The sequence below is a fragment of the Fructilactobacillus sp. X7R9C1 genome, assembly GCF_059901005.1.
Genome location: NZ_JBWXVG010000001.1, coordinates 163,225 through 188,191, shown reverse-complemented (window position 1 = coordinate 188,191; position 24,967 = coordinate 163,225). Strand labels below are relative to the sequence as shown.

Sequence of the window (24,967 nt, the reverse complement as noted above, 5' to 3'; positions counted from 1 at the left end):
CTTCTCCTTTACATATTGTTCTTATTATCGATAATTTGATCAACCGCTCTGAGGTATGGAATCAAGGGTTGAAGATGGTACTTAATTTGGTACGCATTCTCCTGAAGCTCTATTTTTGAAATTGACTTTCTTCCGCCCTGATTTTGTCGGTCCCAATAATAGAATAGATTCGGTCCTTCAAGCACAAAAAGTTCATTACTTTTAACAAATTTTATCATTGCAAAGGTGATCCCACCTAATTTGGTGCATTTTTTCATGTGTTCAATTTGATGTTTATGAAAGTTGCTAAGAGGAAAAGAAGTGGTACTAGTAGTTTCTTTAGCATCAAAATCAATATATTTGCCCCGATAAATACCGTTATAGTCGGTTGTAGAAGCATGCTGGAAATATGCCTCCCTAATAACGGCTGCACTACGTTTGGGGTAATCAACATTTACAATTTGAATTGGGGTAGGTTTTTTATGAACCACTGCAATATCCCTTTCCAAATAATATTGGTTGCTTTCATTTAATTCAGCTTCAAGGGACATCCCCCGATCACCGTACTTAATGGTAGATTTATTTTTTTTAATGATAAGTTTACTTGATTTACTGGTACTTCGATAGGAATTACCGTTAGGATAATGGAAATTCATTGTATAACCTCAATCCATTTATTAAAAATGATCATGTTATCATATACGTAGTATATTATAGCAATTGTAGGTAACTTGGAGAAATAATTATTGAAAGGTGGATAGAAATGAGCCGCGTTTGGGTATCAGGGTACCGGAGTTATGAATTAGGAATCTTTCAAAATGATGATCCTAAGTTAAAAATTATTAAGCAAGCTTTGTTTGATCAACTTTCACAGTTAATTGAAAATGGATGTGACTGGATTATCACCGGCGGACAGCTCGGGATTGAGCAATGGACGGTTGATGTTTCTAAAGAACTTCAAAAAAAGTATCCACATGAATTTCAATTAGCAGTAATGTTACCATTTAAAAAATTTGGGTCAAACTGGAATGAAGATAATCAAGCAAAATTAAATCGAGCAATTTCGCAAGCTGATTTTGCAAGTTCAGTAAGTGACCATCCGTATGATTCACCTAAACAATTAAAAAATTATCAACGATTTATGCTAACGCATACAGACCAGTCGTTATTAGTGTATGATCCAGAAAATGAAGGTAAAACTAAATATGACTATCAAGCTATTCAACAGTTTCAAAAAAATCATGCATATCCGATGCAATTGATCGATTTTGATCAGTTACAAGATCTTGCTGATGATTATCAAAGACAGTTAAATGATGACTTTTAGTTTTATTTCTGATAGAATAGAAGTATGCGGAAATGATTGGTGAGGTGTGCATTAATGGAAAATATTAATTTTACTCCAAAACAAATTCTACAAAAAGAATTTAAGCAAAAAATGCGGGGCTACGATCCTGCTGAAGTTGATACTTTCTTGGATAGTATCATTAAAGACTACGAGACTTTTCAACGTGAGATTGATCAGTTAGATCAGGAGAATCAGGATCTCAAGTTAAAAGTTGACGAATTATCTCGTCAAGTATCAATGGGATCGAGCACACAAAGTACTCAACGTCCTATCGAACGTTCAAGTGCTCCACAACGGGCACCAGAAGAGACAACTGCTGAGCAGACTAAACCTGAGGAAGCACCAAAAAATACTTCCCCAAGTCAGCCAGCTCAAGGTCAGAATCCTACTGACATGGATATCTTAAAACGGTTATCCAGCTTAGAGCGTCGTGTATATGGCGAGGATTCAGATAAATCTAATAGGTTTTAAAGATTTGGTGCAGGTCCTGAGTAATCGCGGTCAGCAATTGTTGGCTGAGGAAAGTCCACTCTCGCACAAGCTGAGATGCTTGTAGTGTTCGTGCTCGGTGAAAAAATAAGCCGAGGGATCATTGATTTGATTACGGCGAAAGAAAGAACTAAGGCAATTGCTATGCTCTAGTATTTCATAAAGTGCCACAGAAACGACTAATTTGAGAAATCAAATTATTGGAACGCAGTAAACCCCGCGAGCGGGAAACCCAAACTTTGGTAGGGGAGCTTCACACACGGAAATTGAACCAAGTGTGGGGGAAGAACAATTTGTTCTTGAGATAGATGATTACTACTTAACCACTTTTTCCTGAAGTTGTGGTTAAGCACAAAACATGGCTTATAGGGGCCTGCACCATTTTTCAGGTTGAGTGGGATCTTCCCACTCTTTTTTTATATAAAAGGGAATGAAATAAAATGAAAAAATTTAATTTAATGGCAACTTGTTCTGCTGGTTTAGAAGGCTTAGTAGGAGATGAGTTGCGGGAATTGGGATACGATCCAGAAGTTAAGAACGGAATGGTTCTTTTTAATGGAACGATTACTGACATTATTAAGGCTAATTTATGGTTAAGAACTGCAGACCGAATTAAAATTATTGTGGGTCGTTTTAAAGCGACAACTTTCGACGAGTTGTTTGAAAATACTAAGAGGTTGGATTGGGAAGACCTGATCCCGATGGACGGAAAGTTTCCAGTTGAGGGACGTTCACAAAAATCAGTTCTTCATAGTGTTCCAGACATTCAAGCCATTACTAAAAAAGCAATCGTTGAGAAGATAAGTAAATTTTATCATCATCGCACCAGATTACCTGAATCAGGTGCACTCTATCCACTTGAAGTTCGGGTTAATAAAGACGAAGTTATGGATACATTAGACACTACCGGTCCCAGTTTGTTTAAACGTGGATATCGGGTCGCAAAGGGTGAAGCACCCCTAAAAGAAAATATGGCCGCAGCTCTAATTCTTTTAACAAATTGGCATCCCAAACAAATGCCATTTCTGGATCCAATGTGTGGGTCGGGGACCATCCCAATTGAAGCGGCTTTAATTGCTAGAAATATTGCACCAGGTTATAATCGTGAGTTCGTATTTGAACACTGGGATTGGGTGGATCCAGAACTTGTAAAGAAAGTGCGTGCCGATGCAGATTCAAAAGCTGATTATGACACTGAGTTTGATATCATGGCCTCCGATGTTAATGAACAAATGATTAATTATGCCAAAGTAAACGCTGAGGAAGCTGGTTTACTTCATGACATTCAGTTTAAACAAGTGGCCGTCCAAGACTTTCGTACCGATAAACAAGATGGGGTTTTAGTTACTAATCCGCCATATGGTCAAAGAATGGGTGATACTAAAGAAGCAGCTCAGCTTTATCATGACATGGGAAAGGTGTTTATTCCTATGAAAACTTGGTCTAAGTATTACTTAACCAGTGATTTAAATTTTGAAAAAGAATATGGCAAAAAAGCCACTAAACGACGTAAATTGTATAATGGACGAATCAGAACGGATTATTTCCAATACTGGGCTGAGCAAACTTTTAACAAGAAGGATAAGTAATTGAAAAAGAAAATTGCGATTATTGGTGGTGGAATAGTTGGTTCCACCATTGTATATTACCTAAGTCAACTTCCAAATGCTGATGAACGAGAGGTAACGATGTTTGACGATAGTTATGGGCAAGCAACCAAAGCAGCTTCAGGAATCATATCACCATGGTTGTCGAAACGTAGAAATAAACAATGGTATAACTTAGCAAAGGCTGGAGCTAAGTTGATTCCTAAAATTGCTGATCAAACTCAAATGAATTCAGCAACTTTTAATAGTAGTGGGACCATCATTACAAGACAAGATAATAACGATTTAGATGACCTCTATGCTTTAGCTAAAAGAAGGGCTCAAACAACTCCTGAGATGGGAAACATAATGAGGTTAGATAAAAAAGAAGTGCAAAATAAAATTCCCATTCTTACGATTACTCACCCAGGAATTTTTGTTTCCGGAGGTAGTCGGATTAATGGGAATCTCTTCTGCAAGCATTTAGTTGCAATCGCCCAAAAACGAAATTTGACTCTTTATAAGGGCAGAGTGATACTTACTGGTGACCATACCATTAGTTTTAAAGATCAACTATTAAGTTTCGATCAAATTGTCATAGCTACCGGTGCTTGGGTAAAAGAAACACTTGCTCCTCTTAACATTAAAGTAAAAGTCAAACCTCAAAAGGGACAACTGGTAGAATTAAAAGTATCTGATATTCCAGCCCATGAGAACATGCCAGTGATGATGCCAGAAGGAGAATATGACTTTATTCCGCTTGGACACGGAAAATTGATTATTGGAGCTACTCACGACGATGAAAAGGGCTTTGATTTAAAAGAGGAACCAAAGGTTAATGATGAATTGCTTAATTCAGCCAAAAAATTAATTCCTACCTTGGATTATTCTGATATTATTGGTAGTAGAGTGGGAACGAGAGCTTATACAGATGACTTTGCTCCCTTCTTTGGTTCAATCCCCAATTACAAAAAATTGTTGATCGGTAGTGGTCTTGGATCGTCGGGTCTAACTACTGGACCAATGATTGGAAAATTATTATCGGATTATATCGTTTTTGGCACTACTAAAGACTGGGATATGTACGAAAAACCAATCTCTAACTACGTTAATTAATTAGAATGAAGAGCTTGAAAAGCTAATTCGTGAGCACCTAGATTTTGAGTGTCTGGAATCCATTTAGTTAACACCATTGCGAAATGATTTTGTAATTTAACGATTTCATCAACGTATTTTTGATAATGTTTGGCGTATTGTTTATTAAGACTGTCGCTTAAAATGGAACTGTCAGTGTAGTACAGGACAGTAATATCACTTGGATGCTTGTTAATACTATTTAAATGATCACAAAGCTCTCTTAGGGCAGTGAGGCATGCTTTGAATTCACCAATATGATTATTCTTTGCTTTACATTGCTTTTTAATTTGAATTTGTTGTTTTTGATGAAGAATTAAAATTCCAATTCCACATTGATTACTTTTAGGTTTAATAGCTGCATCAGAATATAATTTATACATTAATAAATTACTCCATTCGTTTAATAAAGAGGTTTAGACTATGATAACTCAAAAGAGAAAATTTTTGTATCAACCAAATATCACTACTAGTATTATCTGCTGGAGTTGGACGTTTATTGTTTTGCTAATTGGGGTGATCATTTGGTTAGAAATAACTCACTTTCAAGAAATTACATTAGGTTTTTTTATTGTTTTTATCCTACTATCATGGATTCAAATTCATTTTAGAAAGTTAATCTTATCAAATAAGACATTAACAGTGCGGAGCGTGTTTCATCCCAAGGGGATTCAAATGAATATTAAGGACATTATTGATATTCATTCCAAAAAATTTCAATTATCTTTCAACTATAAGAATAAAAACTATAATTTTATACTTCCCAACAATTCTATCATCGAATTAAAAGAAGCTTTTAGCACTGAAGTAAAAAAATAGGGGGTGTATGAATGAAAACTGACATTGAAATATCACAGGAAAGTCAATTGGATCCGATTCAAGATATCGCAAGTAAACTTTCGATTCCCAAAAACGAAGTTGATCCATATGGAAAGTACATGGCGAAAATATCAGGTAATACTCGTGATCGACATACTAAAAAGAAACTGATTTTAGTAACTGCTATTAATCCCACTCCGGCTGGAGAAGGGAAATCCACTGTATTAATTGGTCTTGGCGATGCGTTAAATCAACTAAATAAAAAAGTTGCCATTGCTTTGCGGGAACCTTCTATGGGTCCTGTGATGGGAATGAAAGGTGGAGCAGCCGGAGGCGGATTTGCTCAAGTTGAACCAATGGTTAACATTAATCTTAATTTTACGGGAGATATTCATGCTTTAACTTCTGCTAATAATACTCTAGCGGCACTGATCGACAATTCGATTCAACAGGGAAATCCTTTACATTTAGATCCACGTAAAATTCAGTGGCACCGAGCGATGGATGTTAACGATCGTGAACTAAGAAATATGGTGATTGGACTAGGTGGATCTAAGTCCGGCGTTCCTAGAGAAGAGCATTTCGAAATCACAGCTGCAAGTGAATTAATGGCCATTTTGTGTCTATCAACTGATTTAAATGATTTAAAAGAACGTATTAAGAATATTTTAATTGGATACACTTATGATAATGAACCAGTTTTTGTTTCAAATCTGGGGGTTGAAAGTGCTTTAACAATTATTTTAAAAGATGCGATTAATCCTAATCTAGTTCAAACATTAGAACATACCCCAGCGTTTGTTCATGGGGGGCCGTTTGCTAATTTAGCTATGGGGTGTAACAGTGTTCAAGCTACTAATGTGGCTCTTAAAGTTGCTGATTATACGTTAACTGAAGCAGGATTTGGTTCTGATCTAGGTGGTGAGAAATTCATGGATTTGGTATCACCACACTTAAATGCAGATCCGAGTGCAGTCGTTATGGTTGCATCAATTCGTGCTCTAAAGTTCAATGGTGGGATTAGTAAAGAAAACTTAGCTATACCAAACGTTAAAGCATTAAAATCTGGAGTAAAAAATCTTGATCATCATATTAAGGCAATGAAATCCTTTAACAAACCAATTATCGTCGCCATTAATCAGTTTACTGATGATTCCCCTGAAGAAATTAAGTGGTTAAGTGATCATTTAAGAAAACAAGACGTTGAATTTGGTATTAGTAAGTCATTTCTTGAGGGTGGTAAGGGTTCAATTGACCTTGCTCAGAAATTAATCAAACTTGTTGAGAATAATGCATCCATTAAGCGAATTTACAATGATGAAGATTCCTTGATTGATAAAATTAATAAGGTCGCTAAAAAGATTTATGGAGCAAAGGACGTTGTCCTTTCTGGGAAAGCCATGAAGCAATTAAAGGGCATTGAAAAAAATGGATGGGATAAACTACCGATCTGTATTTCTAAAACTCAATATTCTTTATCAGATAACCCCAAAAAATTAGGCGATCCAAGTGGGTTTACTTTGCATATTACTGAATTATTGCCGAAACTAGGAGCAGGATACATTGTGGCGATGGCTGGAAAAGTAATCACTATGCCGGGATTGCCTAAGCATCCAGCTACAGCAGAAATGGATATTGATAAAAATGAAAAAATCACCGGATTATTCTAAAAAACAAATCTTGGTATGGATATGTTTTGCACTAATGTTTTTTATCCTCCTGATTTTTGATCAAATTTCGAAATGGTGGATTCGGATTAACATTCCACTTGGAAAAGAAATTCCATTCGTTCCTGGAGTTATATCATTGACTAATATTAATAACACAGGTGCTGCTTGGAGTTTTCTTGCTGGGAAATCTTTCATTTTTGAATTCATCGCCACTGGAGCTGTTTTGCTTTTTATGATATTTATTTACATCGAAAGATATCATATCGGATACTTGCTTGGTTTAATATTGATGTTGGTTGGAACGATTGGTAATTTGCTAGATCGGTTATTTCTAGGAGCAGTTACCGATATGATTCAATTAGATTTTATAAATTTTCCAATTTTTAATATAGCTGACTCCTGTGTAACGATTGGTGTGATCGTCCTGTTCTTAGTTATCGTATTAGTAAAACCTGAGAGTGAGAAAAATGCAAAATAGAGAATTTAGAGCTGATAATGAAAACGAGCGACTTGATAAATTGGTTTCGGATCACTATGAAGATTTAAGTCGTAGTCGTGCAAATGAATTGATCAAGGATCATTTAATTTTAGTTAATGGTGATACTAAAAAGCCGAAATACCAATCCCAAAATAATGACCACATTCAAATTTCTATCCCTGAGCCTAAACAAATGAATTTAGTACCAGAAAACATTAAGCTGGATATTATTTATGAAGATGATCAGGTAATTGTGGTCAACAAACCCCAAGGTATGGTAGTCCATCCAGCTCCCGGTCATCCTGATCATACGTTAGTTAATGCGCTGTTATATCATACAAAATTATCTTCTATTAATGGAACAGTCAGACCAGGAATTGTTCATCGCATCGATAAGGATACTTCTGGATTGTTGATGGTAGCTAAGACCGATATTGCTCATAGATCATTGTCCAAACAACTAAGGGAAAAAACTAATCGCAGAAAGTATTTAGCGTTGGTTCATGGTAATATTAATGAAGAACGCGGTACCATTGATGCTCCGATTGGTAGATCTTTTAAAGACCGCAAGAAACAGGCAGTAATTCCCGGCGGAAGGAATGCCATCACTCATTTCCACGTTCTTGAACGGTTTGGTGGGAGATATACTTTAGTGGAATGTCAGTTAGAAACCGGAAGAACTCATCAAATTAGAGTCCATATGAAATATATTGGTCATCCACTCGTTGGCGATCCACTTTATGGACCTAAAAATACCATTAAAGGGAAAGGACAGTTTTTACATGCTGCTGAACTGGGATTTAAACATCCAGTTACACATGAAGAACTCAATTTTAAAGTTCCAGCACCACCAATTTTTCAAAAAACAATCGATCAATTAAGAAAACAGTATTCTGATATCAGTTAAGGAGTGACATTTATGGCAAAAGAGAAAGTTGTAGTTGATGGCATGGCCATGCAACGTGCTTTGACACGAATCACTTATGAAATTATTGAGAAAAATAAAGGTATCAACGACTTAGTTTTAGTTGGTATTAAGACTCGTGGAGTTTATTTGGCAAGAAGAATTGCTAAACGCTTGGAAAAACTTGAAAATGCTAAAATTCCGGTTGTGGAACTAGATGTAACCAAATATCGTGATGACTTAAAGAACCGAAAAACAAAGCCTAATCCAACTAATAATGATGGGGTAGACATTAATAATAAAAATGTAATCCTAGTTGATGATGTGTTATACACTGGCCGGACTGTCCGGGCAGCATTAGGAGCAATCAATGAAATGGGAAGACCGAAGAGAATTGGTTTAGCTGTATTAGTTGATCGTGGTCATCGTGAACTACCAATTCGGGCTGATTTTGTTGGGAAAAATATTCCTAGTTCAAAGGACGAAAAAGTTAATGTCTTGGTTTCAGAAATTGATGATCGTGATTCTGTCGAAATCGTTTCTAACAAGTAAGGGACCTTCATTATGACTAAAAGATATTTAATCCTAAATGATGGCACTTCATTTGTGGGAAAATCGATGGGGGCTGAATCAACCGTAACGGGCGAGATTGTTATGAATACGAATCTTAATGGCTACCAGGAATCAATCACAGATCCAATTTATCACAATCAAATCGTGGCATTCACACAGCCTTCAGTTGGAAATATCGGAATCAATCGAAAAAACTATGAGTCTATTTTGACATCAGCTAAGGGTGTGGTTGTTCATCATAGTGAAGATATTTCAACTAGTTACTTAAAAAATATATCTTTAGATACATTTCTTAAGCAACGTAATATTCCGGGGATAACTGCAATTGATACTCGTTATCTTTTGAAATACATTATGGCACATGATATTTCAAAAGCGAGTCTCGTTGATGTTAATGATGAACATGCATTTGATCAGTTAAATGCAGCCGTTTTAAATAATCAGCAGATTCAACAGGTTGCCACACCCAAACCTTATTTGGTCCCTGGGAATGGCAAAACCGTTGCGGTACTTGATTTTGGCTTAAAAGAAGGGATTATTCGTCAATTATCTCAAAGGAATTGCAATGTAATTGTGCTTCCCTTTGACACTTCATACCAAGAAATCATTGATCTTGACCCAGAAGGAATTATTTTATCAACAGGGCCTGGATCTCCGCACGAAATTGATGAAAGTGTTTTAAAGACGATTGCTAAATTAGAACAGGCACTTCCAGTTTTTGGTATGGGATTAGGGCATGAATTGTTAGCTATGGCTAATGGAGCCAGTGTTTATCGAATGAGACTTGGACACCATGGAAGCAATCATCCCATTCAAAAAATTATTACTAATCAAATTATTTATGCTAATCAAGCTCAGGATTATGCCGTAGATCCAAATTCTATCGACACATCAAAACTAATTGTGACATACATAGACTTAATCAATGGAACAGTTCAGGGAATTAGGCACCGTGACTATCCAAGTTTCTCAGTTCAATTTTCTCCGGATGGGTCTAGTGGTCCAACTGACAGTATTGACTTATTTGATGAATTTCTAGAAAGTATCACAGCTCATGGGAGATAGCCTAATGAAAGACGATATCAAAAAAATCTTAATAATCGGAGCAGGACCGTCTGGAATTGGTCAAGAATGTGAGCTTGATTCCGCTGCATTTCAAGCACTAAAGGTTTGGAAGAAACTTGGGATTACTACTTTTCTTTTGGATAATAATCCATATTCAGTAATATTACAGGAAATGAATCCTGATAATGTTTCCATTAAACCTGTTAATACTGAAAATGCTAAACATGTTATTGAAACAGAGAACATTGATGCAGTTACCTCAGTTTTCGGCGGAGTTAATGCACTAAAGGTTATTCAACGCTTAAATAAAAATGGAATATTAAAAGAAAATAATGTAAAAATTATTGGTTTAAATGATGATAATATTGATCTGTTTAACAATGAAAATCGATTGAATCAAAGATTAAAAGAATATGGGATTCCCACCCCTGATTATTATATTGTTGATAATTTTGATGATTTAAGGAATGTAATTGATAAAATTTCATTTCCAATTTCTGTTAGACCGTTAGATCCTAAAGTTCGACAACAACGGTTGATTTTTCAAAACATGGAACAAATAACTAACGATGCTGATACCATCTTTGAGGAGTCAAAGTCTAGTAAATGCCTAATTGAACGGGAAATTGTCGGCTACAAAGAAGTTGGAACGGTTTCACTGCGTGATACAATGGGGACAAAATTGATGGTATCTTCTTTAGAAGATATGAATCCAGTCGGAGTGAACTCAAATGATTCGGTCGTTTATACCCCGGCACAAACTTTAAGTGATACCCAGATTCAAATGATGCGATCAATTTCATTTCAGGTCATGGACGTTTTGGGAATCAAGGGCGTTTGTCATGTACAATTTGCTCTGAATACTGAAACAAATGATTGTTTTGTTCTAAAGGTAAATCCTAGTTTTAACATGAGTACTACCTTAGCAGCAAGATCAACGGGATATCCAATTGCCTTAGTTACCTCACAATTATTATTAAATTATCCAATTACTAAAATTAAGTTACCAGCACGTTTTCATAAATTTACGACGGTGCTTCAACCAATCAGTGATCATATCACGGTAAAAATCCCCATCTGGCCGTTTGAGCAATTACCTGATGCTGATTCACGACTTGGAACTAAAACCAAATCCATTGGATCAGTAATTGGGGTAGGTCGTAGTTGCGAAGCCGCTTTGTTAAAGGCCATTAGAAGTTCGCAATCGAGTCCAAAAGATGTTTTGCCAAGTTATTCTGAACTTTCCGAAGATGAACTAATTTCACAATTAATTCACCCAACCGATATCCAACTCCCAATTCTATTTGAAGCCCTCTCACGTCATTATAGTATTGAAGATTTACAAGAATTGACCAAAATTGATCAATTTTTCTTTGTGATCATGGCAAATATTGATAAAAGTCGATCGTATATTTTTAAACACCAAAATGACGCTAAAGCTTTCAGGTTAGCTCATGAAATGGGATTTGGTGATGGAATGTTGTCATCCATTTGGCATACAGATATCAATCAACTTCGTCAAAGGGATTCTTATAAAACCTATAAAATGATCGAACCAACGGCTGGAGAATTTCCCGAAAAAATTAATTCCTTTTATGCTAGTTATGAAATTGACAACGAATCTAATCAAATCGGGAATAACACCGCACTAGTAATTGGAAAGGGTAGAAATAAAATTGGCCCCAATATTGCTTCTGATTTCTATACTAGTGAAATATTAATTCAACTTAAAAAGATTGGATTTGACACTGTAATTTTAAATAATAATCCTAATTCTGCCTCCTTAGCGCCAATGATGAGTGACAAGCAGTACATTGAACCAATTCAACTGGGAGAAATTTTAGACGTCATTCAAACTGAGAAACCCCAATACGTCTTTCTGCCGGGTAATCGTCACTTCCTAATTCGTGAACTTAGCAAGTATCATGATTTCAAGTTGGTGGTTTTACCACCAAATCAAAAAGATGCAGTTTGGTATGGATCTCATGTTGATTTTGCGTTTGATTTATTAGTAACGGAGAACAAAATAGTTCCAATTTCAACCGTGGGGTTTAAATCCGGTGATGGAAACGATGACGATATCAGTCTTCAAACAGATTATTATGTTCCTTATGGTAAAGATGTTTTGAACGTGGAAGGGCTAGTTGAACGAGCTAAGGTAGCGGTGAAAAATCAGAGTCTTCATGGACTAGTTCAGGTTCTTTTTTACAGGGATCAAGACAAGATTAAAATTACTGGTGTGAGACCACTTCGAATTACCGAGACCGTTCTTTTAAATATGTCCACTGGAATTAACTGGATTGGGGTGCTGGTCAGGATGGCCACCGGACATTTAAATATTGATAAAATTGTAAATACCGTTCCCAAAATTGATTCTTCAACACACTTTACGGTGATGCAGGCTTCTTTCCCATTTAAGCAACTTGGAGTGTACGATTATCAAAAAGACCGATCACTCGAGTCAGGGGCTAAATTATCAATTGGTCATACTATTAACGAAGCAACCAACAAGTTATTGAAGTAAAAAAACAAGATACTAATTAGTATCTTGTTTTTTACTATTCTCTCTTAAATGTTTAACAATTGCTTCCGTTGGCGTTACGTAAATCGTATTTTGCCCCCGATAGGTAACAAAACCGGGTTTCCCTCCATTGGGCTTTTTTACAGCTTTTACTTTAACGTAATCAACTGGCACGTTGGCAGATGCTCGTGCTTTGGAAAAATAAGCAGCCAGTTCAGCAGCTTGAAGAATTGTCTGTTCAGTTGGATTGAAAGATCTAATTATTACATGAGATCCGTGGATATTTTGGACATGAAGCCAAGTATCACGTTTATCTGCTGTCCGAAGGGTAAGTTGATCATTTTGTAAATTATTTTTACCAACCAAAATTATCTCACCATCATCTGAGACAAACTTTTCAGGTTTGCTAACTTTAGTTTTATGATGTTTACTGTTACCTTTTTTTGGCTTCCTAATGTATCCACCATTTTTTAATTCTGTCTTAATGTCATCTAAATCACGTGGATCCGCGATTTCAATTTGGGATTCAATACTCTCAAAATAATCAATTTCATCCTGACATTCCTTGATTTGCTTAACTACATATTCCTTTGCATTTCGCTTTTTATCGTATTTTTTAAAGTATTTTTGAGCATTTTCAGAAGCTGAGAGGGAAGGATCTAGTGAGATAATGATCTCCTTATTATTATTGTAAAAATTGGGTAGTTTAATCTCTTTAGATCCAACTTTAACTTGATTTAAATAAGTCATTAAAATCTCACCTTTAACCCGTAGGTCATCTGCATGCTCAGATTCTTCTAAGGTATTTTGTAATTTTTTAAGCTTTTTCCGATTCTTTTTTAATTCATTTTTGGTAATTCGAATTAATTGTGACCCTTGTTCTCGAACTCGCTCACGTTGAACCTTAGTTTGGTAATATTCATCTAACATTTCGCTTAAAGTTTTAAATCTTTTATCCGGCTGAATGCCGATATATTGAAATGCTGAAAATTGTAATTTTCCCTTCATATCATCTCCAATAATAGGTTCTGGATTTTCGAAATGATTAAAAAATTTCCAATATTTTTGTTTTAAAGTTGATCCAGATACATGAAGGGCACTTGCGAGCGCATAGGACGTATCAGTCCCAAGTCCTTGAAGATATTTACGTAATTGAGTAGCAAATACATCTACATTTGGAAACTCACGATTGATTTTTTCAATTTGTGTAAATTCTTTTTTGTTAACTTGAAATGGATCAACCAGATCTTGTTTTGGGGGTTGAATATATTTAGATCCTGGAAGAATGGTTCGGTATCGATTTTGAGCAGATGAAATTCTTCTAACTGAATCAATTATTGATGAATCTTTAGCTTGAACTAAAATGATGTTACTATGACGTGCCATTACTTCAATGACAAGGACTAATTCCTCAATATCACCTAATTCATTCCTTGTATTAAAATGAATGTGAATAATCCGATCATTGTTTACTTGATGAATTTTGCTAATAAAACTTCCACTTAAATGTTTTCTTAACGTCATTGCAAAGTTAGTTGGAACTTTCGGATTTGTAAAAGGGACGTTTGTAATTTGTACTCGAGCGTATGAGGGATTCGCTGATAATAATAACTGATAATTATTATGATTAGAACGAATAGTTAAAATAATTTCATTAGGGTAGGGCTCGTTTATTTTTGAAACACGTCCGTTTAGTAATTTGTTATTTAATTCATGACTCATTGCATGTGTAAATGATCCGTCAAATGACATATATAACACTCCTTTTTGCTTCATTGTCCAGTATAACTTATATTGTTGAGTGGTAGCACATAAATATTAAATCCGTAATCTTGTATTAGGCAATTAATGGTATAATATTTTACGGAGGAATATCAATGAAAAATAGTTTAACTGCTCTTAGAGTTGTTGGAAAAATGCATCAACAACAGCTCCAAGCTCTTACCAAAAAATCAAATCTTACTATTTCAGAATGGCAATTGTTAATTGCCATTGATGATGGCTATACGACCCAAGAATCGCTTTCTAAGTCAATGAAATTAGATACATCAACTTTATCGCGACAATTGAAACGATTAGTTGTAAAAGAAATGATTCAAAAGAAAGCCATTGGGCAGGATAAACGCCAGTTAATATACAGTATTACTGATAAGGGTAAGAAGACATGTCATCAAATTAGTAATGACTACGAAGATCTTTCCACACAAATTTTTAATCAGTGGACTGATGAAGAAAAGAATCTTTTAAAGATTCTCCTCAATCGATTAGAAACAAGTATGAAGAAAATCCGTAAATAGGTTAGGTGAAAGAAATGAAGACAGCGATTGTTACTGATAGTACATCGTATTTATCTAAGGAAGATATCAAAAAATATAATGTTCATATTATTCCAATCTCCGTAATCTTCAACGGTAAAAGTTACCGCGAAGGAATTGACATTACAAATAAGGAATTCTACCAAAAGCTTAAAGAGTCACCCAAATTACCGACGACTTCACAGCCGCCAATTGGAGCACTAATTGAAGAATATAATAAATTAGCTGACGATGGTTATGATGCAGTGATTAGTATTCATTTAGCTTCAACCATTTCTGGCATGTATCAAGCAGTTTGTAATGTAGCCAAAATGATGGATAACATCAAAATTTATCCTTTTAATTCTGGAATTACTGTTGATCCAATGGCTGCTTTAGTGAAATATGCAGCTAATTTAGCACAAAATAATGTTCCTCCAGAAGAAATTATTCAAAAACTTAAACTTCTTCGGTCAACCATTGATGAGTTAATTGTTGTCGATGATTTAGATAACCTAGTTAAGGGTGGGCGTTTATCAAATGCAACAGCGTTTGTAGGTGGACTATTAAACATAAAGCCCATTTTAACTTTTGATAACCAAACTGATGAGATCGTAGCATTTGATAAAGTTCGTTCTAAGAAAAAGGCACTTAAACGTGTTGAAGATTTATTTTCTCAAGCAGTATCAAAAGCCAATTATCCAATTGAAGTTGCTGTAATTGATGCCAATAACCCCAAAGAAGCTGATGTTTGGCAGAAATCCATTCAAGAAAAATATCCAAATATGAAAGTTACCCGCGGATCATTCGGACCAGCAATTGGAACCCATTTAGGTAGCGGAGCTCTTGCATTGGGATGGATCAAAGATATTAATAGATAAAATAAGTTGGAAATTAAAGAACACCAAAAATGGTGTTCTTTTTAATATATATTTATAGAGGGAAACACTTAATTATTTATTCTTTTTTCTAGTTTACATAATATATATTATACGAAGTAGACTTAATATTAATAAAAGAGCAATTCATACTTATTTTAGATTATCATCATTTGTATAACTTTAAATTGATTTTGCAACTTCATCATTTGGATTCAAAATAATTTGATCTGACTGTAGATTCATCTACTTTTAAAAGTTTTCGCGAGTAATTCTTGATCGTTACTATCGTTTCCAAACGCAATCTAGTTTCTAATAGTTGCTATCGGTTATAATTCTTAACGTACTGAATTTGTTAATATTTTGAGCTGTCAGATCAATATTCTTTTCGCCAAAATGACGTATTTTGTTTAATGAATACTGTATTTTATCAATTAAGTCACTATTTATGTCCAATAAAATGATTTTAACGGCTTTTTTGATTGATGAGATAGCTACATTTTCAGCTAATTGATTTGAGTCTAGTTGCTTAAATATTGGATTTAAAGCGCTTACTTTATCACTGTAATTCCAATTATCATCAATTATGTAATTTAAATCGTATTTTTTAATGATATTTTTAGTCAATTGTATATCACAATTACTAATGGGTTTTATTGAATAAGTATGACCATTTCTTGATACAAGCGCCCCGTTTGCACCTACTAATGTCTTATTTTTAAATGTTGGTACGCTTGAAATTAGATATCTGATTGGCCTGGTTTAATCAAAGATAATTTCATTACGTTTTGCTAGTTGTTTAATTGCATTTACAATTTCTGAATTTATTTCAACACCATTAAAGCTCAACGTTCGGTCAACATCAAAGTCTTATTTAAATAGTTTCTATACTCAATGATACGCTAATAATGAGTGCTTTTAAATAACCTTCATTATTGGCTTGCTTTCAAAAAAATAACAACAGCATTTGTTGTTATTTCATCGATTAAATTTTTGATTATTTTCAGTGGTTAAAACGGTCTAATCTAAATGGTTCTAAGTTATAAGGATTTGATTTTCCAAGAGCTTGATCACTTAATAGTTTACCAAGTACACTGGAAAATTTGAATCCGTGTCCACTTAATCCAGTTACAATTTGAATCTTATTCATGGATGGAATCCGGTCAATAATAAAATCACCGTCAGGAGAAAGATCATACGAACATGTACCACCATGGTCAATACCATCAGTCCCTGTCAAATGATGCTTTAGTAATGGATCGATTTCATCTAAATCTTCAGAATAATCGCCAAAATTGCCCCTTTCTTTTCTATTTTTAATCTTTTGACCACCCTGGTGACGTCCAATTTTAATGGTGCCATTACTTCCTGGGAAACCGTAATACTGAATAGCATTTGCAAGTTCTACCGTAAAAGCTGGGAACCCTTCATTTTCATTTAAACCGTTATCGGCGACGTTAAACCATGCAAATACCTTTCTTGTTGGCGTGATTGGTAAATTTGGCAATAGTTGTTTGACCCAGGTTCCTGCTGATAAAATGACATTTTTGGCATAAAAAGTATGATCTTGTGTTTTAATCTCAACAATTCCATTGTCTTGCTGATCAATCTTTCTAACAAAACTATCAAAGCTTTGGGTAACGCCATTATTTTTAGCACCTTCGATATATGTTTTAATAATTTCCTCTGATTCTAAATACCCTGCACCTGGCTCTAAAATCCCTTCGTATTGATCGTTAAAATTCCAGTTATGCCATTGATCGTGAATTTCAGTTGAAGTATAAGGAACAATATCAATATCGTAGTCATTGGCAGACGCTTTGATATTATTTAAAAATGCTGAATCTTTTGGCCCAACGGTCAGAACGCCAGTTTTATGGAAAAGACGTTTGCCCGTCTGTTTCTGGAGTTTATCCCATAATCTTTGAGCTTCTAGTAGTAGCTGGATATACTTCTCTCCCTCACCATAGGCATGCCGGATAATTCTAGTCTGCCCGTGATGTGATCCTAGTGTATGTGGGGGTTTAGCAATATCCAGCTCTAAAATATTGCTATTATTTTGACTGGCGTAATATCCTGCCGCCGAACCAACTGATCCTGTTCCAATGATTGCTAAATCAAAAATATTATCAGACATATTATGCCTCCGTTGTTTTATTATATTAAAAGAAAATACAAAAAAGCCCTTGAAACTTTTGTTTCAAGAGCTTGGACGAATAAACGCGGTACCACCGAGCCTTGATTGTCAGTTTTCTGCCAATCCTCAGTAACATTGCTAATTATATCTAGAATAAATTAAGCAGTGTATAGCGCTCTAATGGACGCCATCCAAATATGACTTGTAAATAACTTGTCTATATATGCTCCAAGACCATTTTCCTAAATGCCAATATGCAAGCATCTCAGCGTCGCTTGCTTCCTGTATCATGGTTGGTTCATTACTCATCTTTTCTTAGCATTTTCTTTAGACAGTACATTATGCTTAACCAACGTTTTTGTCAATAATAATTAATAAATAATTTTTAAAAATTTACTGATGACTAATTCAAATCCCCATCAGCAATATTTTCAAGCATTGGTCTTGAAGGAATGAAAAACGTTTGACCAGTCAATAAGGTTGAGAACGTTAACAAGAAATCATCTTCATCAACCATCTGTTGAAGCATACCCTTAATAACGTGCCAGTATCGTGAATACGCAATAAAGTAAGTTCCTGTATCATTATTAGCAGGATCAGAATAAGGAACATTCATTCTGACAATTTTTTGTTCAACTCCGTCAACGGATGTGTTTGAAGTTACATTATGGGCATTTTTAAATTTTTCTTCATCTGGTAATTCTAAGTCAGAAAATTTTTCTCTCCCAATGGCTTTATCTTGAGTAGTAGTATCTAGGTGATTCCAATAGTCCATGTTATGGTGCCATTTTTGTGCAAAAGCATATGAACCATTGATAAATTCAGGATCTTCATCACCAATAAGCGCGTATGGAGCAACATCTTCAACTTGTGGAACTTCAGTCCCATCAATGAAACCGATAATAGCTCTTCCCTCTAAATATCTAAAACCATGAGTTTCGTTCACTACTTTAGTAAAATCTCTTAAAAAGAGCATGAATTGAGTAGTAACTTCGTATACAACGGCTTCAGTATTAGCACGAATATGAAGAAAGATGTCTCCTTCAGACGATGGCATCGAATAGTTTGGACCTTTAACACCAGTAAAATCTTCTAATTCTTTAGGTTTATTAGCCTTCGGAAACAAGTAGTCCCAAGCTTTGCTACTAAAGCCAATGGAAACTCGAAGGTTTGCTTCAGGTTCTCTAATTCTCATTGATCTAATAATGGATTGTGAACGATCAGCAAAATCTTGGATTCCTTCTTGAGCCGCCTTTTGATCTTTTCTAGTTAGCTCTAAAGTGGCAAATTCAACGTTTTCACCGGTATCTTTCCAAACGTCTTGCGATTTATTTGGTCTTATCTTTTCTTCAGTCATTATAATACCTCCCAGAATATACTCAGTATTAGTATGAGATTAGAATCACTTTATTACTAATCTCATACCACTTTTATTTTACTACATATAACTAGTCATTAAAAAAGAATGTCAAATTGACATTCTTTTTGTTAACTTATTTACTTCTTCCAATGATCATCAATGAATTTTTTCCGTCCGCCACTTTCTTCGATGGCGTATCGAAGTGGATTCTTCTTGTAGAAGTCTTGATGATAGTCTTCAGCCGGATAAAACGGTTGAGCGTCTTCAATTTTCGTTACAATTGGTTCATCAAACTCGCCACTATTTTCTAACTCTTTCTTAGATTCTTCAGCAATTTTACGTTGTTCGGGACTATTCACGTAAATTACGGGACGATAAGAATCACCACGGTCCTGGAATTGCCCCATTGCGTCGGTTGGGTCAGTTTGATGCCAATAGATTTCAACTAATTTTTTATATGAAATGATGCCCGGATCAAAAGTAATTTTAACTGCTTCGGTGTGACCAGTAGTACCTGAAGCAACTTGCTCATAAGTTGGATTTGGGACATGACCACCTGTGTATCCAGATACAACGGAAATAATTCCTGGCATCTGATCAAATGGTTGGACCATGCACCAGAAACAACCACCGGCAAAAATTGCTGTTTCTTTTTTTTCACTCATTAATAAAGACCTCTATTTCAGTTATTTGTATTATTCAACAAACTTTTTGTATTTGCCATACCCTTCTTCGTCCATCTTATCATAAGGGATGAACTTAAGAGCAGCAGAATTAATACAGTAACGTAAACCACCCTTATCTTGCGGTCCATCTGGAAAAACATGTCCTAGATGGGACTTAGAGTCTGCGCCACGAACTTCTTGTCTAATCATACCAAAAGAAGTATCAGTATCATTCTTTAATTCGTCTTCACTAATTGGTTTAGTAAATGATGGCCAGCCACAACCAGCGTCATACTTATCAGCAGAACTAAATAATGGCTTACCATTTACAACATCAACATAGATTCCCTTTTTATAAAAATCATCATATTTGCCAGTAAATGCAGGTTCAGTTCCAGCATTTTGAGTTACGTTGTACTGCTCAGGTGTTAAGCGGTTTCTCAAATCATCTTTATTATTTTCAGCCATAATATAAACCTCCTATTTGTTTCTATATTTAATTTATATCTTATCCAATTAAATAGCAAACAATTTGTTTTAAACCAAAAAATCCACAATTAAGTGGATTTTTTATAACTATTCTTTTTCTAATGCATCAGTTAATGGGGGGACAACTTGCTTCTTTCGAGAAACGACTCCAGGCAAATTCATAATGTCATCATCATTGAATTTGTTATCAAAAGCTTGTTCGACCACACTCTTTGGTTTCCCAACAACAATTAGTTCTGAATTACTATCAAGAATATTGGTTACAAGCACTAAGAATAAATCATAGTCCTTATCCTTAGATTCGGCCTTCATAGCTTTCTTAATATCATCAGCACGTTTGGTAATATCGTCTAAATCAACAACGTTAATTTGGTCGATCCTGACATTTTTACCACCTAATGTAAATGACTTAGCATCTCCGTCAATAAGCTGTTGGTCAGTTTTTGCGTCAACGTTAGTCCCGGCCTTAAGCATTTTAACGCCATAATCTTCATAATCATCGATTCCGGCAATGTCCGCTAAAGCTTTGAGTGCATCGCGATCAAAATCAGTAGTAGTCGGTGATTTTAACAATAAAGTGTCAGAGATAATAGCTGACAACATTAAACCGGCTAATTTCTTGGGAATTTTAATACCCTCTTCTGAAAACATCTTAGTAATAATTGTACTGCAGCATCCATAAGGTGCAGCACGATAATACAAAGGTGCAGCAGTGTTAAAACCATTAATTCGGTGATGATCAACAACATCAGTTACAGTTAATTGATCAATATCGCTTACACTTTGTTGAGGTTCGTTGTGGTCGACTAGCATTACTTTATCAACTTCAGGTTTTGCACGTTCAATCACACGTGGTGCTTTAGTATCAAAGTAATCAAGCACATACTTAGTTTCAGCATTGGGATTACCTAAAGCGACTGCTTCTACATCATACCCGTCTTGTTTCTTCAAATATGCGAGTGCCATTGCAGCCACAATTGCATCCGTATCCGGTACTTTATGTCCAAAAACTAGTTCTTTACTCATGATTCTCTCTCCTCTTTTTCCATATTTCCAAGAGTCTCTGACGATCTCTAACTTCTATATTAATACTACTTAAGTATACATCTTTAGCCTGCTCATATTCTCCTACAAAACCACTAAATTCGTCAAATAATTTATTTAACCGCGGAATACCATCTTTAGTATCACGATAGACGGCAACGGCTTGAAGAGAAAAATCAGGAATAATATCAGTATAATAAGTATTCTTTTGAGCCATTTTAGTTCGATCACGTGTCATCATAAAGGTCTTCGGTAGAATGGTATTTAACCCAGATGATAAAGCAAATTCTATGATTTGTACTGGTCTTGTAAAACATGCTTCCATTTTTGGCATTTCATAGCGCTTGGCGCTGTAAATGTTCTTTAAAAATTGATTAAAGTAATAACCATTGGGAAAACCTACCATTGGTCCAACAACTTTTTTAAGATTGATTTTACTTCCAATTTTACTTTTATCATGATGAACATAGCACAAAGTATCGTGAGTAATCGGTTTAATGGCCATTCCCTTCCAATTATGCAATTTCTCGTTTGGTAGGTACATAATGGCTAAATCAATTCTTCCACTTTCAAGATCAGAGATTAATGTTTGTTGAGTCAACATGTACATTTCAATTCGCAAATCTGGATTCTTTTCATAGAAATATAGGGCAAAATTTTCAAATATTTCATCTTCAATTGCAGAAAGAATTCCAACCTTAATTGTTCCACGGATTGAGCTTGAATATGATTCAATTTCATCAGTAGCATTATCAAGGATTCCATATACTTCCTCGGTAGCATTTTTTAAAGTATAACCCGCATCAGTTAAATGAATTTGTTTACCAACAGAATAAAATAAGTTAGCATGGAGCTTATTTTCTAATTTTTTAATTTGTTGGGATAGTGCAGGCTGTGTAATTCCTAAAATACCCGCAGCTTTTGTATAGTTCAGCGATTCAGATAATTGTAAGAAATATACCAAAGCCTTGGATGAAAATAATGATTCCCTCTTAGATTCTCTCAAAACTAATACCTCGCACTAACATTTATTATTATATTGTGTATATTATCACGAAATCACTATATTTACTATAGCAAATTATCAACTTGAGATTGTTTTAAAGTGTCATGAGCAATCAAAATTGGAGTTCCAATCATCTTCGTATTCATTACGGACGATCCGTTTGACAAACGACCAGATGTTCCATAGTCACCCAAGACCACTTCGTGTGAAGTCGCGTGATCAGTATAAATTTTAAGCGTTTCATCACTAGAATCAATTTTGATAAAATCAGCTAACAGGTTACTTTTGATTTTAAATTCTTTTAAAACTTTAATTCCTTTTCGTGCACGGCTAGTCACTGGAATGTCGCTTACTCTCATCTTTTTAAAGTTCCCATTTTGGAAAACAACTCCAATTTCAGACTCATCATTTACAAATTGCATGTTAACGACGTGATCATCATCAGCTAAACTAATTGCTTTCACTCCTGTGGTCCTCGGACCATTCAACGAAACTTCCTGCAAGTCGTATCTAAGGGCCATTCCCTTTTCTGTCATCAATAAGACACTACCAGGATCTTCAACCCGATTGTATGAGACATTGACTACTTTTGATAGCGGCCCCTTCAACTTTTCATACATTGCAGCACGACTTTTATAGGTACGACTAGGAAGTAATTTGCTAAATTCAGTGCGCTTAATATGGCCAGCACTAGTTGTAATTACAAATTCACCATCTTGTTTACTTAGATCAGAGAAGTCATAAACAGCAATGATTTTCTCATTGGCATCAAGCCCATTCATTCTTGAGATATGTTCTCCCGTGTCTTTCCACTTAACGTCTTCGACTTCATAAACACGGCGATAAATCATATTACCCTTGTCAGTGAACATAAACAGCGAATCACGAGTGTTTAATTCATTTAAGTAAACGGCATGGTCATCGTCTTTTAAGCCGTTATCAGTGATCTCAGACGCATTAAATGAGCGAAGACTACTGCGTTTTAGATAACCATCATTACTTACCATTACCATTACATTTTCATCCGGAAGCGTAACTTCCTCACTAACTTCCAGATTTTGAATTTTGTCTTCAATTTTAGTACGACGTGGATTACGGTAACGTTTTGCAATATCTCTAAGTTCGCTTCTTAAAACAGAGTCAAGTTCATCTGGACTCGCTAAAATAGTCTCATATTCAGCAATTTTAGCTGCCAAATCAGCGTTTTCTTTTTTTAATTCAGTAACATCTGTATTAGTTAAACGATACAATTGTAAGGCAACAATCGCATCCGCTTGTTTTTCGGAAAAGTCGTATTCAGAAATTAAATTATTTCGCGCATCTTGTTTATCTTTACTAGCACGAATGGTTTTAATCACCTGGTCTAGGATTGATAATGCCTTAATCAAACCCAAGACAATGTGTTGTCGTGCATTGGCTTTATCTAAATTAAATTTAGTTCTTTTAGATATAACATCGCGTTGATAATCCAAGTAAGCAACTAAGATTTCTTTTAGAGAAAGCCTTTTTGGTGCCATATTGCTAATAGCAACCACATTAAAATTATACGAAATTTGCAGGTCAGTATTTTTGAACAAGTAATTTAAGATACTAGTACTATCAACGTCTCGCTTTAACTCAATTGCAATCGTCAATCCTTCGCGATCTGATTCGTCTCTTACTTCGGCAATTCCATCGATTTTTTTGTTGATCCTAACTTCGTCAATTTGTTTGACTAATTGAGCCTTATTAACTTCATAAGGAATTTCGGTTATCTTGATCATCTGTTTATTTCCACGTAATGCTTCGATTGAAGTTTTAGAACGGATCATGATGCGTCCTTTACCAGTTTCGTAGGCCTGTTTAATTCCGTCAAGTCCCTGAATGATTCCGCCAGTTGGAAAGTCTGGTCCTTTAACGTACTTCATCAGACTATCAAGTGTGGCATTTGGATGCTTTTGTAGATAAATTAATGCATCAATTACTTCACCGAGATTGTGTGGTGGAATTTCGGTGGCATATCCCGCTGAAATCCCAGTAGCACCATTTACTAGTAAGTTAGGAAATCTAGAAGGAAGAACGACAGGTTCATACTCCGTATCATCAAAGTTTAAAACCCAATCAACGGTATCCTTATCGATATCCCGTAACATTTCATCAGATATTTTACTTAAGCGAGCTTCTGTGTAACGCATGGCTGCTGGAGGGTCACCATCCATTGAACCATTGTTTCCGTGCATCTCAATCAACGGTTCCCGTAGTTTCCAGTCTTGACTCATACGAACCATAGCTTCATAGATTGAACTATCGCCATGAGGATGAAAATTACCCATGACGTTACCAACTGATTTAGCTGCTTTTCTAAATCCCTTAGAAGAAGTATTGCCATCCTTATTCATGGCATACAAAATCCGTCTTTGAACGGGTTTAAGCCCATCACGGACGTCTGGTAATGCTCGCTCTTGAATAATTGATTTAGAATAACGACTAAACCGTTCGTCCATAACTTCTGAAAGAGTTAAATCTTTAATTTTAGATCTATGTGCCAT

Annotated in this window: 24 protein-coding genes and 1 other RNA gene; 14 read left to right on the top strand and 11 right to left on the bottom strand. The window is 35.3% G+C overall.

Features of this window, described 5'->3' with window-relative positions; all coding sequences use genetic code 11:
- Positions 1–8: 8 nt before the first annotated feature.
- Positions 9–635, bottom strand: a complete 627-nt coding sequence (gene recU / locus AC6UD0_RS00950; protein WP_500696701.1) for a Holliday junction resolvase RecU — start codon at positions 633–635, stop codon at positions 9–11.
- Between the two features lie 107 nt (positions 636–742).
- Between recU and AC6UD0_RS00945 the strand changes: the two genes are divergently transcribed.
- The 5 genes from AC6UD0_RS00945 (at position 743) to AC6UD0_RS00925 (ending at position 4,518) form a co-directional block, all read left to right on the top strand.
- The gene (locus tag AC6UD0_RS00945; protein WP_500696700.1) at positions 743–1,306 is read left to right on the top strand and encodes an SLOG family protein; all 564 of its coding nucleotides are present in this window, start codon (positions 743–745) and stop codon (positions 1,304–1,306) included.
- A gap of 54 nt (positions 1,307–1,360) precedes the next feature.
- Complete coding sequence (gene gpsB, locus AC6UD0_RS00940) at positions 1,361–1,798, top strand: cell division regulator GpsB (protein ID WP_500696699.1); 438 nt, start codon at positions 1,361–1,363, stop codon at positions 1,796–1,798.
- Positions 1,799–1,810: 12 nt separating this feature from the next.
- Positions 1,811–2,187, top strand: an RNA gene (gene rnpB / locus AC6UD0_RS00935) — RNase P RNA component class B.
- A gap of 69 nt (positions 2,188–2,256) precedes the next feature.
- Positions 2,257–3,405 (top strand): THUMP domain-containing class I SAM-dependent RNA methyltransferase, encoded by a 1,149-nt coding sequence (locus AC6UD0_RS00930; RefSeq protein WP_500707848.1) that lies wholly within the window; start codon positions 2,257–2,259, stop codon positions 3,403–3,405.
- Positions 3,406–4,518, top strand: a complete 1,113-nt coding sequence (locus tag AC6UD0_RS00925; RefSeq protein ID WP_500707847.1) for an NAD(P)/FAD-dependent oxidoreductase — start codon at positions 3,406–3,408, stop codon at positions 4,516–4,518.
- Here the strand turns inward: AC6UD0_RS00925 and AC6UD0_RS00920 are convergent.
- On the bottom strand, positions 4,515–4,919 hold the full coding sequence (locus tag AC6UD0_RS00920) for a reverse transcriptase-like protein (RefSeq protein ID WP_500695657.1): 405 nt from the start codon (positions 4,917–4,919) through the stop codon (positions 4,515–4,517). The two genes, AC6UD0_RS00925 and AC6UD0_RS00920, sit on opposite strands and share 4 nt — an antisense overlap.
- Positions 4,920–4,959: 40 nt before the next feature.
- Here AC6UD0_RS00920 and AC6UD0_RS00915 point away from each other — a divergent pair, with 40 nt between their 5' ends.
- The 7 genes from AC6UD0_RS00915 to AC6UD0_RS00885 are packed head-to-tail and all read left to right on the top strand — an operon-like array spanning position 4,960 to position 12,569.
- Positions 4,960–5,355, top strand: coding sequence for an EbsA family protein (locus AC6UD0_RS00915; protein WP_500695656.1), 396 nt, complete (start codon positions 4,960–4,962; stop codon positions 5,353–5,355).
- An 11-nt stretch (positions 5,356–5,366) separates the two neighbouring features.
- Positions 5,367–7,025, top strand: a complete 1,659-nt coding sequence (locus AC6UD0_RS00910; RefSeq protein ID WP_500707845.1) for a formate--tetrahydrofolate ligase — start codon at positions 5,367–5,369, stop codon at positions 7,023–7,025.
- Complete coding sequence (gene lspA / locus AC6UD0_RS00905) at positions 7,000–7,503, top strand: signal peptidase II (protein ID WP_500707843.1); 504 nt, start codon at positions 7,000–7,002, stop codon at positions 7,501–7,503. The genes AC6UD0_RS00910 and lspA overlap by 26 nt, the downstream gene beginning before the upstream one ends.
- Entirely contained in the window at positions 7,493–8,410 is a 918-nt protein-coding gene (locus tag AC6UD0_RS00900) for an RluA family pseudouridine synthase (RefSeq protein WP_500707842.1), read from the top strand. The genes lspA and AC6UD0_RS00900 overlap by 11 nt, the downstream gene beginning before the upstream one ends.
- A gap of 12 nt (positions 8,411–8,422) precedes the next feature.
- Positions 8,423–8,959 carry a bifunctional pyr operon transcriptional regulator/uracil phosphoribosyltransferase PyrR gene (pyrR, locus tag AC6UD0_RS00895; RefSeq protein WP_500693748.1) on the top strand — a complete coding sequence of 179 codons (537 nt, stop codon included), beginning with the start codon at positions 8,423–8,425 and terminating at the stop codon, positions 8,957–8,959.
- A gap of 12 nt (positions 8,960–8,971) precedes the next feature.
- Positions 8,972–10,045, top strand: coding sequence for a carbamoyl phosphate synthase small subunit (locus tag AC6UD0_RS00890; RefSeq protein ID WP_500695652.1), 1,074 nt, complete (start codon positions 8,972–8,974; stop codon positions 10,043–10,045).
- 4 nt (positions 10,046–10,049) lie between these two features.
- Positions 10,050–12,569 carry a carbamoyl phosphate synthase preATP-grasp domain-containing protein gene (locus tag AC6UD0_RS00885; protein WP_500707841.1) on the top strand — a complete coding sequence of 840 codons (2,520 nt, stop codon included), beginning with the start codon at positions 10,050–10,052 and terminating at the stop codon, positions 12,567–12,569.
- 12 nt (positions 12,570–12,581) lie between these two features.
- Here the strand turns inward: AC6UD0_RS00885 and AC6UD0_RS00880 are convergent, their stop codons facing one another.
- Positions 12,582–14,318 carry an Rqc2 family fibronectin-binding protein gene (locus tag AC6UD0_RS00880; protein ID WP_500695650.1) on the bottom strand — a complete coding sequence of 579 codons (1,737 nt, stop codon included), beginning with the start codon at positions 14,316–14,318 and terminating at the stop codon, positions 12,582–12,584.
- A gap of 125 nt (positions 14,319–14,443) precedes the next feature.
- On the opposite strand from AC6UD0_RS00880, the gene AC6UD0_RS00875 reads away from it, so the two are divergent.
- The gene (locus tag AC6UD0_RS00875; protein ID WP_500695649.1) at positions 14,444–14,863 is read left to right on the top strand and encodes a MarR family winged helix-turn-helix transcriptional regulator; all 420 of its coding nucleotides are present in this window, start codon (positions 14,444–14,446) and stop codon (positions 14,861–14,863) included.
- A 14-nt stretch (positions 14,864–14,877) separates the two neighbouring features.
- Positions 14,878–15,741, top strand: a complete 864-nt coding sequence (locus tag AC6UD0_RS00870; RefSeq protein ID WP_500695648.1) for a DegV family protein — start codon at positions 14,878–14,880, stop codon at positions 15,739–15,741.
- A gap of 309 nt (positions 15,742–16,050) precedes the next feature.
- On the opposite strand, the gene AC6UD0_RS00865 is transcribed toward AC6UD0_RS00870, so the two are convergent.
- The 8 genes from AC6UD0_RS00865 to parC form a co-directional block, all read right to left on the bottom strand.
- Entirely contained in the window at positions 16,051–16,365 is a 315-nt protein-coding gene (locus AC6UD0_RS00865; protein ID WP_500696687.1) for a hypothetical protein, read from the bottom strand.
- 376 nt (positions 16,366–16,741) lie between these two features.
- The gene (gene solA / locus AC6UD0_RS00860; RefSeq protein ID WP_500693755.1) at positions 16,742–17,875 is read right to left on the bottom strand and encodes an N-methyl-L-tryptophan oxidase; all 1,134 of its coding nucleotides are present in this window, start codon (positions 17,873–17,875) and stop codon (positions 16,742–16,744) included.
- Positions 17,876–18,278: 403 nt separating this feature from the next.
- Positions 18,279–19,232 (bottom strand): Dyp-type peroxidase, encoded by a 954-nt coding sequence (locus tag AC6UD0_RS00855; protein WP_500707840.1) that lies wholly within the window; start codon positions 19,230–19,232, stop codon positions 18,279–18,281.
- A gap of 140 nt (positions 19,233–19,372) precedes the next feature.
- A complete protein-coding gene (gene msrA / locus AC6UD0_RS00850) occupies positions 19,373–19,900 on the bottom strand; it encodes a peptide-methionine (S)-S-oxide reductase MsrA (protein WP_500707839.1) in 528 nt (175 codons plus the stop codon).
- 30 nt (positions 19,901–19,930) lie between these two features.
- Entirely contained in the window at positions 19,931–20,368 is a 438-nt protein-coding gene (gene msrB, locus AC6UD0_RS00845; protein WP_500693758.1) for a peptide-methionine (R)-S-oxide reductase MsrB, read from the bottom strand.
- A gap of 108 nt (positions 20,369–20,476) precedes the next feature.
- On the bottom strand, positions 20,477–21,415 hold the full coding sequence (locus tag AC6UD0_RS00840; RefSeq protein ID WP_500707837.1) for a manganese-dependent inorganic pyrophosphatase: 939 nt from the start codon (positions 21,413–21,415) through the stop codon (positions 20,477–20,479).
- A complete protein-coding gene (locus AC6UD0_RS00835) occupies positions 21,408–22,439 on the bottom strand; it encodes a LysR family transcriptional regulator (protein WP_500695642.1) in 1,032 nt (343 codons plus the stop codon). The genes AC6UD0_RS00840 and AC6UD0_RS00835 overlap by 8 nt, the downstream gene beginning before the upstream one ends.
- 65 nt (positions 22,440–22,504) lie before the next feature.
- The gene (gene parC, locus AC6UD0_RS00830) at positions 22,505–24,967 is read right to left on the bottom strand and encodes a DNA topoisomerase IV subunit A (protein WP_500707836.1); all 2,463 of its coding nucleotides are present in this window, start codon (positions 24,965–24,967) and stop codon (positions 22,505–22,507) included.

What these genes read in the sequence shown, in the direction of transcription:
- recU (WP_500696701.1), bottom strand. Translation starts at nt 635, where the DNA reads ATGAATTTCCATTATCCTAACGGTAATTCCTATCGAAGTACCAGTAAA.
- AC6UD0_RS00945 (WP_500696700.1), top strand. Translation starts at nt 743, where the DNA reads ATGAGCCGCGTTTGGGTATCAGGGTACCGGAGTTATGAATTAGGAATC.
- gpsB (WP_500696699.1), top strand. Translation starts at nt 1,361, where the DNA reads ATGGAAAATATTAATTTTACTCCAAAACAAATTCTACAAAAAGAATTT.
- AC6UD0_RS00930 (WP_500707848.1), top strand. Translation starts at nt 2,257, where the DNA reads ATGAAAAAATTTAATTTAATGGCAACTTGTTCTGCTGGTTTAGAAGGC.
- AC6UD0_RS00920 (WP_500695657.1), bottom strand. Translation starts at nt 4,919, where the DNA reads ATGTATAAATTATATTCTGATGCAGCTATTAAACCTAAAAGTAATCAA.
- AC6UD0_RS00915 (WP_500695656.1), top strand. Translation starts at nt 4,960, where the DNA reads ATGATAACTCAAAAGAGAAAATTTTTGTATCAACCAAATATCACTACT.
- AC6UD0_RS00910 (WP_500707845.1), top strand. Translation starts at nt 5,367, where the DNA reads ATGAAAACTGACATTGAAATATCACAGGAAAGTCAATTGGATCCGATT.
- lspA (WP_500707843.1), top strand. Translation starts at nt 7,000, where the DNA reads ATGAAAAAATCACCGGATTATTCTAAAAAACAAATCTTGGTATGGATA.
- AC6UD0_RS00900 (WP_500707842.1), top strand. Translation starts at nt 7,493, where the DNA reads ATGCAAAATAGAGAATTTAGAGCTGATAATGAAAACGAGCGACTTGAT.
- pyrR (WP_500693748.1), top strand. Translation starts at nt 8,423, where the DNA reads ATGGCAAAAGAGAAAGTTGTAGTTGATGGCATGGCCATGCAACGTGCT.
- AC6UD0_RS00890 (WP_500695652.1), top strand. Translation starts at nt 8,972, where the DNA reads ATGACTAAAAGATATTTAATCCTAAATGATGGCACTTCATTTGTGGGA.
- AC6UD0_RS00885 (WP_500707841.1), top strand. Translation starts at nt 10,050, where the DNA reads ATGAAAGACGATATCAAAAAAATCTTAATAATCGGAGCAGGACCGTCT.
- AC6UD0_RS00880 (WP_500695650.1), bottom strand. Translation starts at nt 14,318, where the DNA reads ATGTCATTTGACGGATCATTTACACATGCAATGAGTCATGAATTAAAT.
- AC6UD0_RS00875 (WP_500695649.1), top strand. Translation starts at nt 14,444, where the DNA reads ATGAAAAATAGTTTAACTGCTCTTAGAGTTGTTGGAAAAATGCATCAA.
- AC6UD0_RS00870 (WP_500695648.1), top strand. Translation starts at nt 14,878, where the DNA reads ATGAAGACAGCGATTGTTACTGATAGTACATCGTATTTATCTAAGGAA.
- solA (WP_500693755.1), bottom strand. Translation starts at nt 17,875, where the DNA reads ATGTCTGATAATATTTTTGATTTAGCAATCATTGGAACAGGATCAGTT.
- AC6UD0_RS00855 (WP_500707840.1), bottom strand. Translation starts at nt 19,232, where the DNA reads ATGACTGAAGAAAAGATAAGACCAAATAAATCGCAAGACGTTTGGAAA.
- msrA (WP_500707839.1), bottom strand. Translation starts at nt 19,900, where the DNA reads ATGAGTGAAAAAAAAGAAACAGCAATTTTTGCCGGTGGTTGTTTCTGG.
- msrB (WP_500693758.1), bottom strand. Translation starts at nt 20,368, where the DNA reads ATGGCTGAAAATAATAAAGATGATTTGAGAAACCGCTTAACACCTGAG.
- AC6UD0_RS00840 (WP_500707837.1), bottom strand. Translation starts at nt 21,415, where the DNA reads ATGAGTAAAGAACTAGTTTTTGGACATAAAGTACCGGATACGGATGCA.
- parC (WP_500707836.1), bottom strand. Translation starts at nt 24,967, where the DNA reads ATGGCACATAGATCTAAAATTAAAGATTTAACTCTTTCAGAAGTTATG.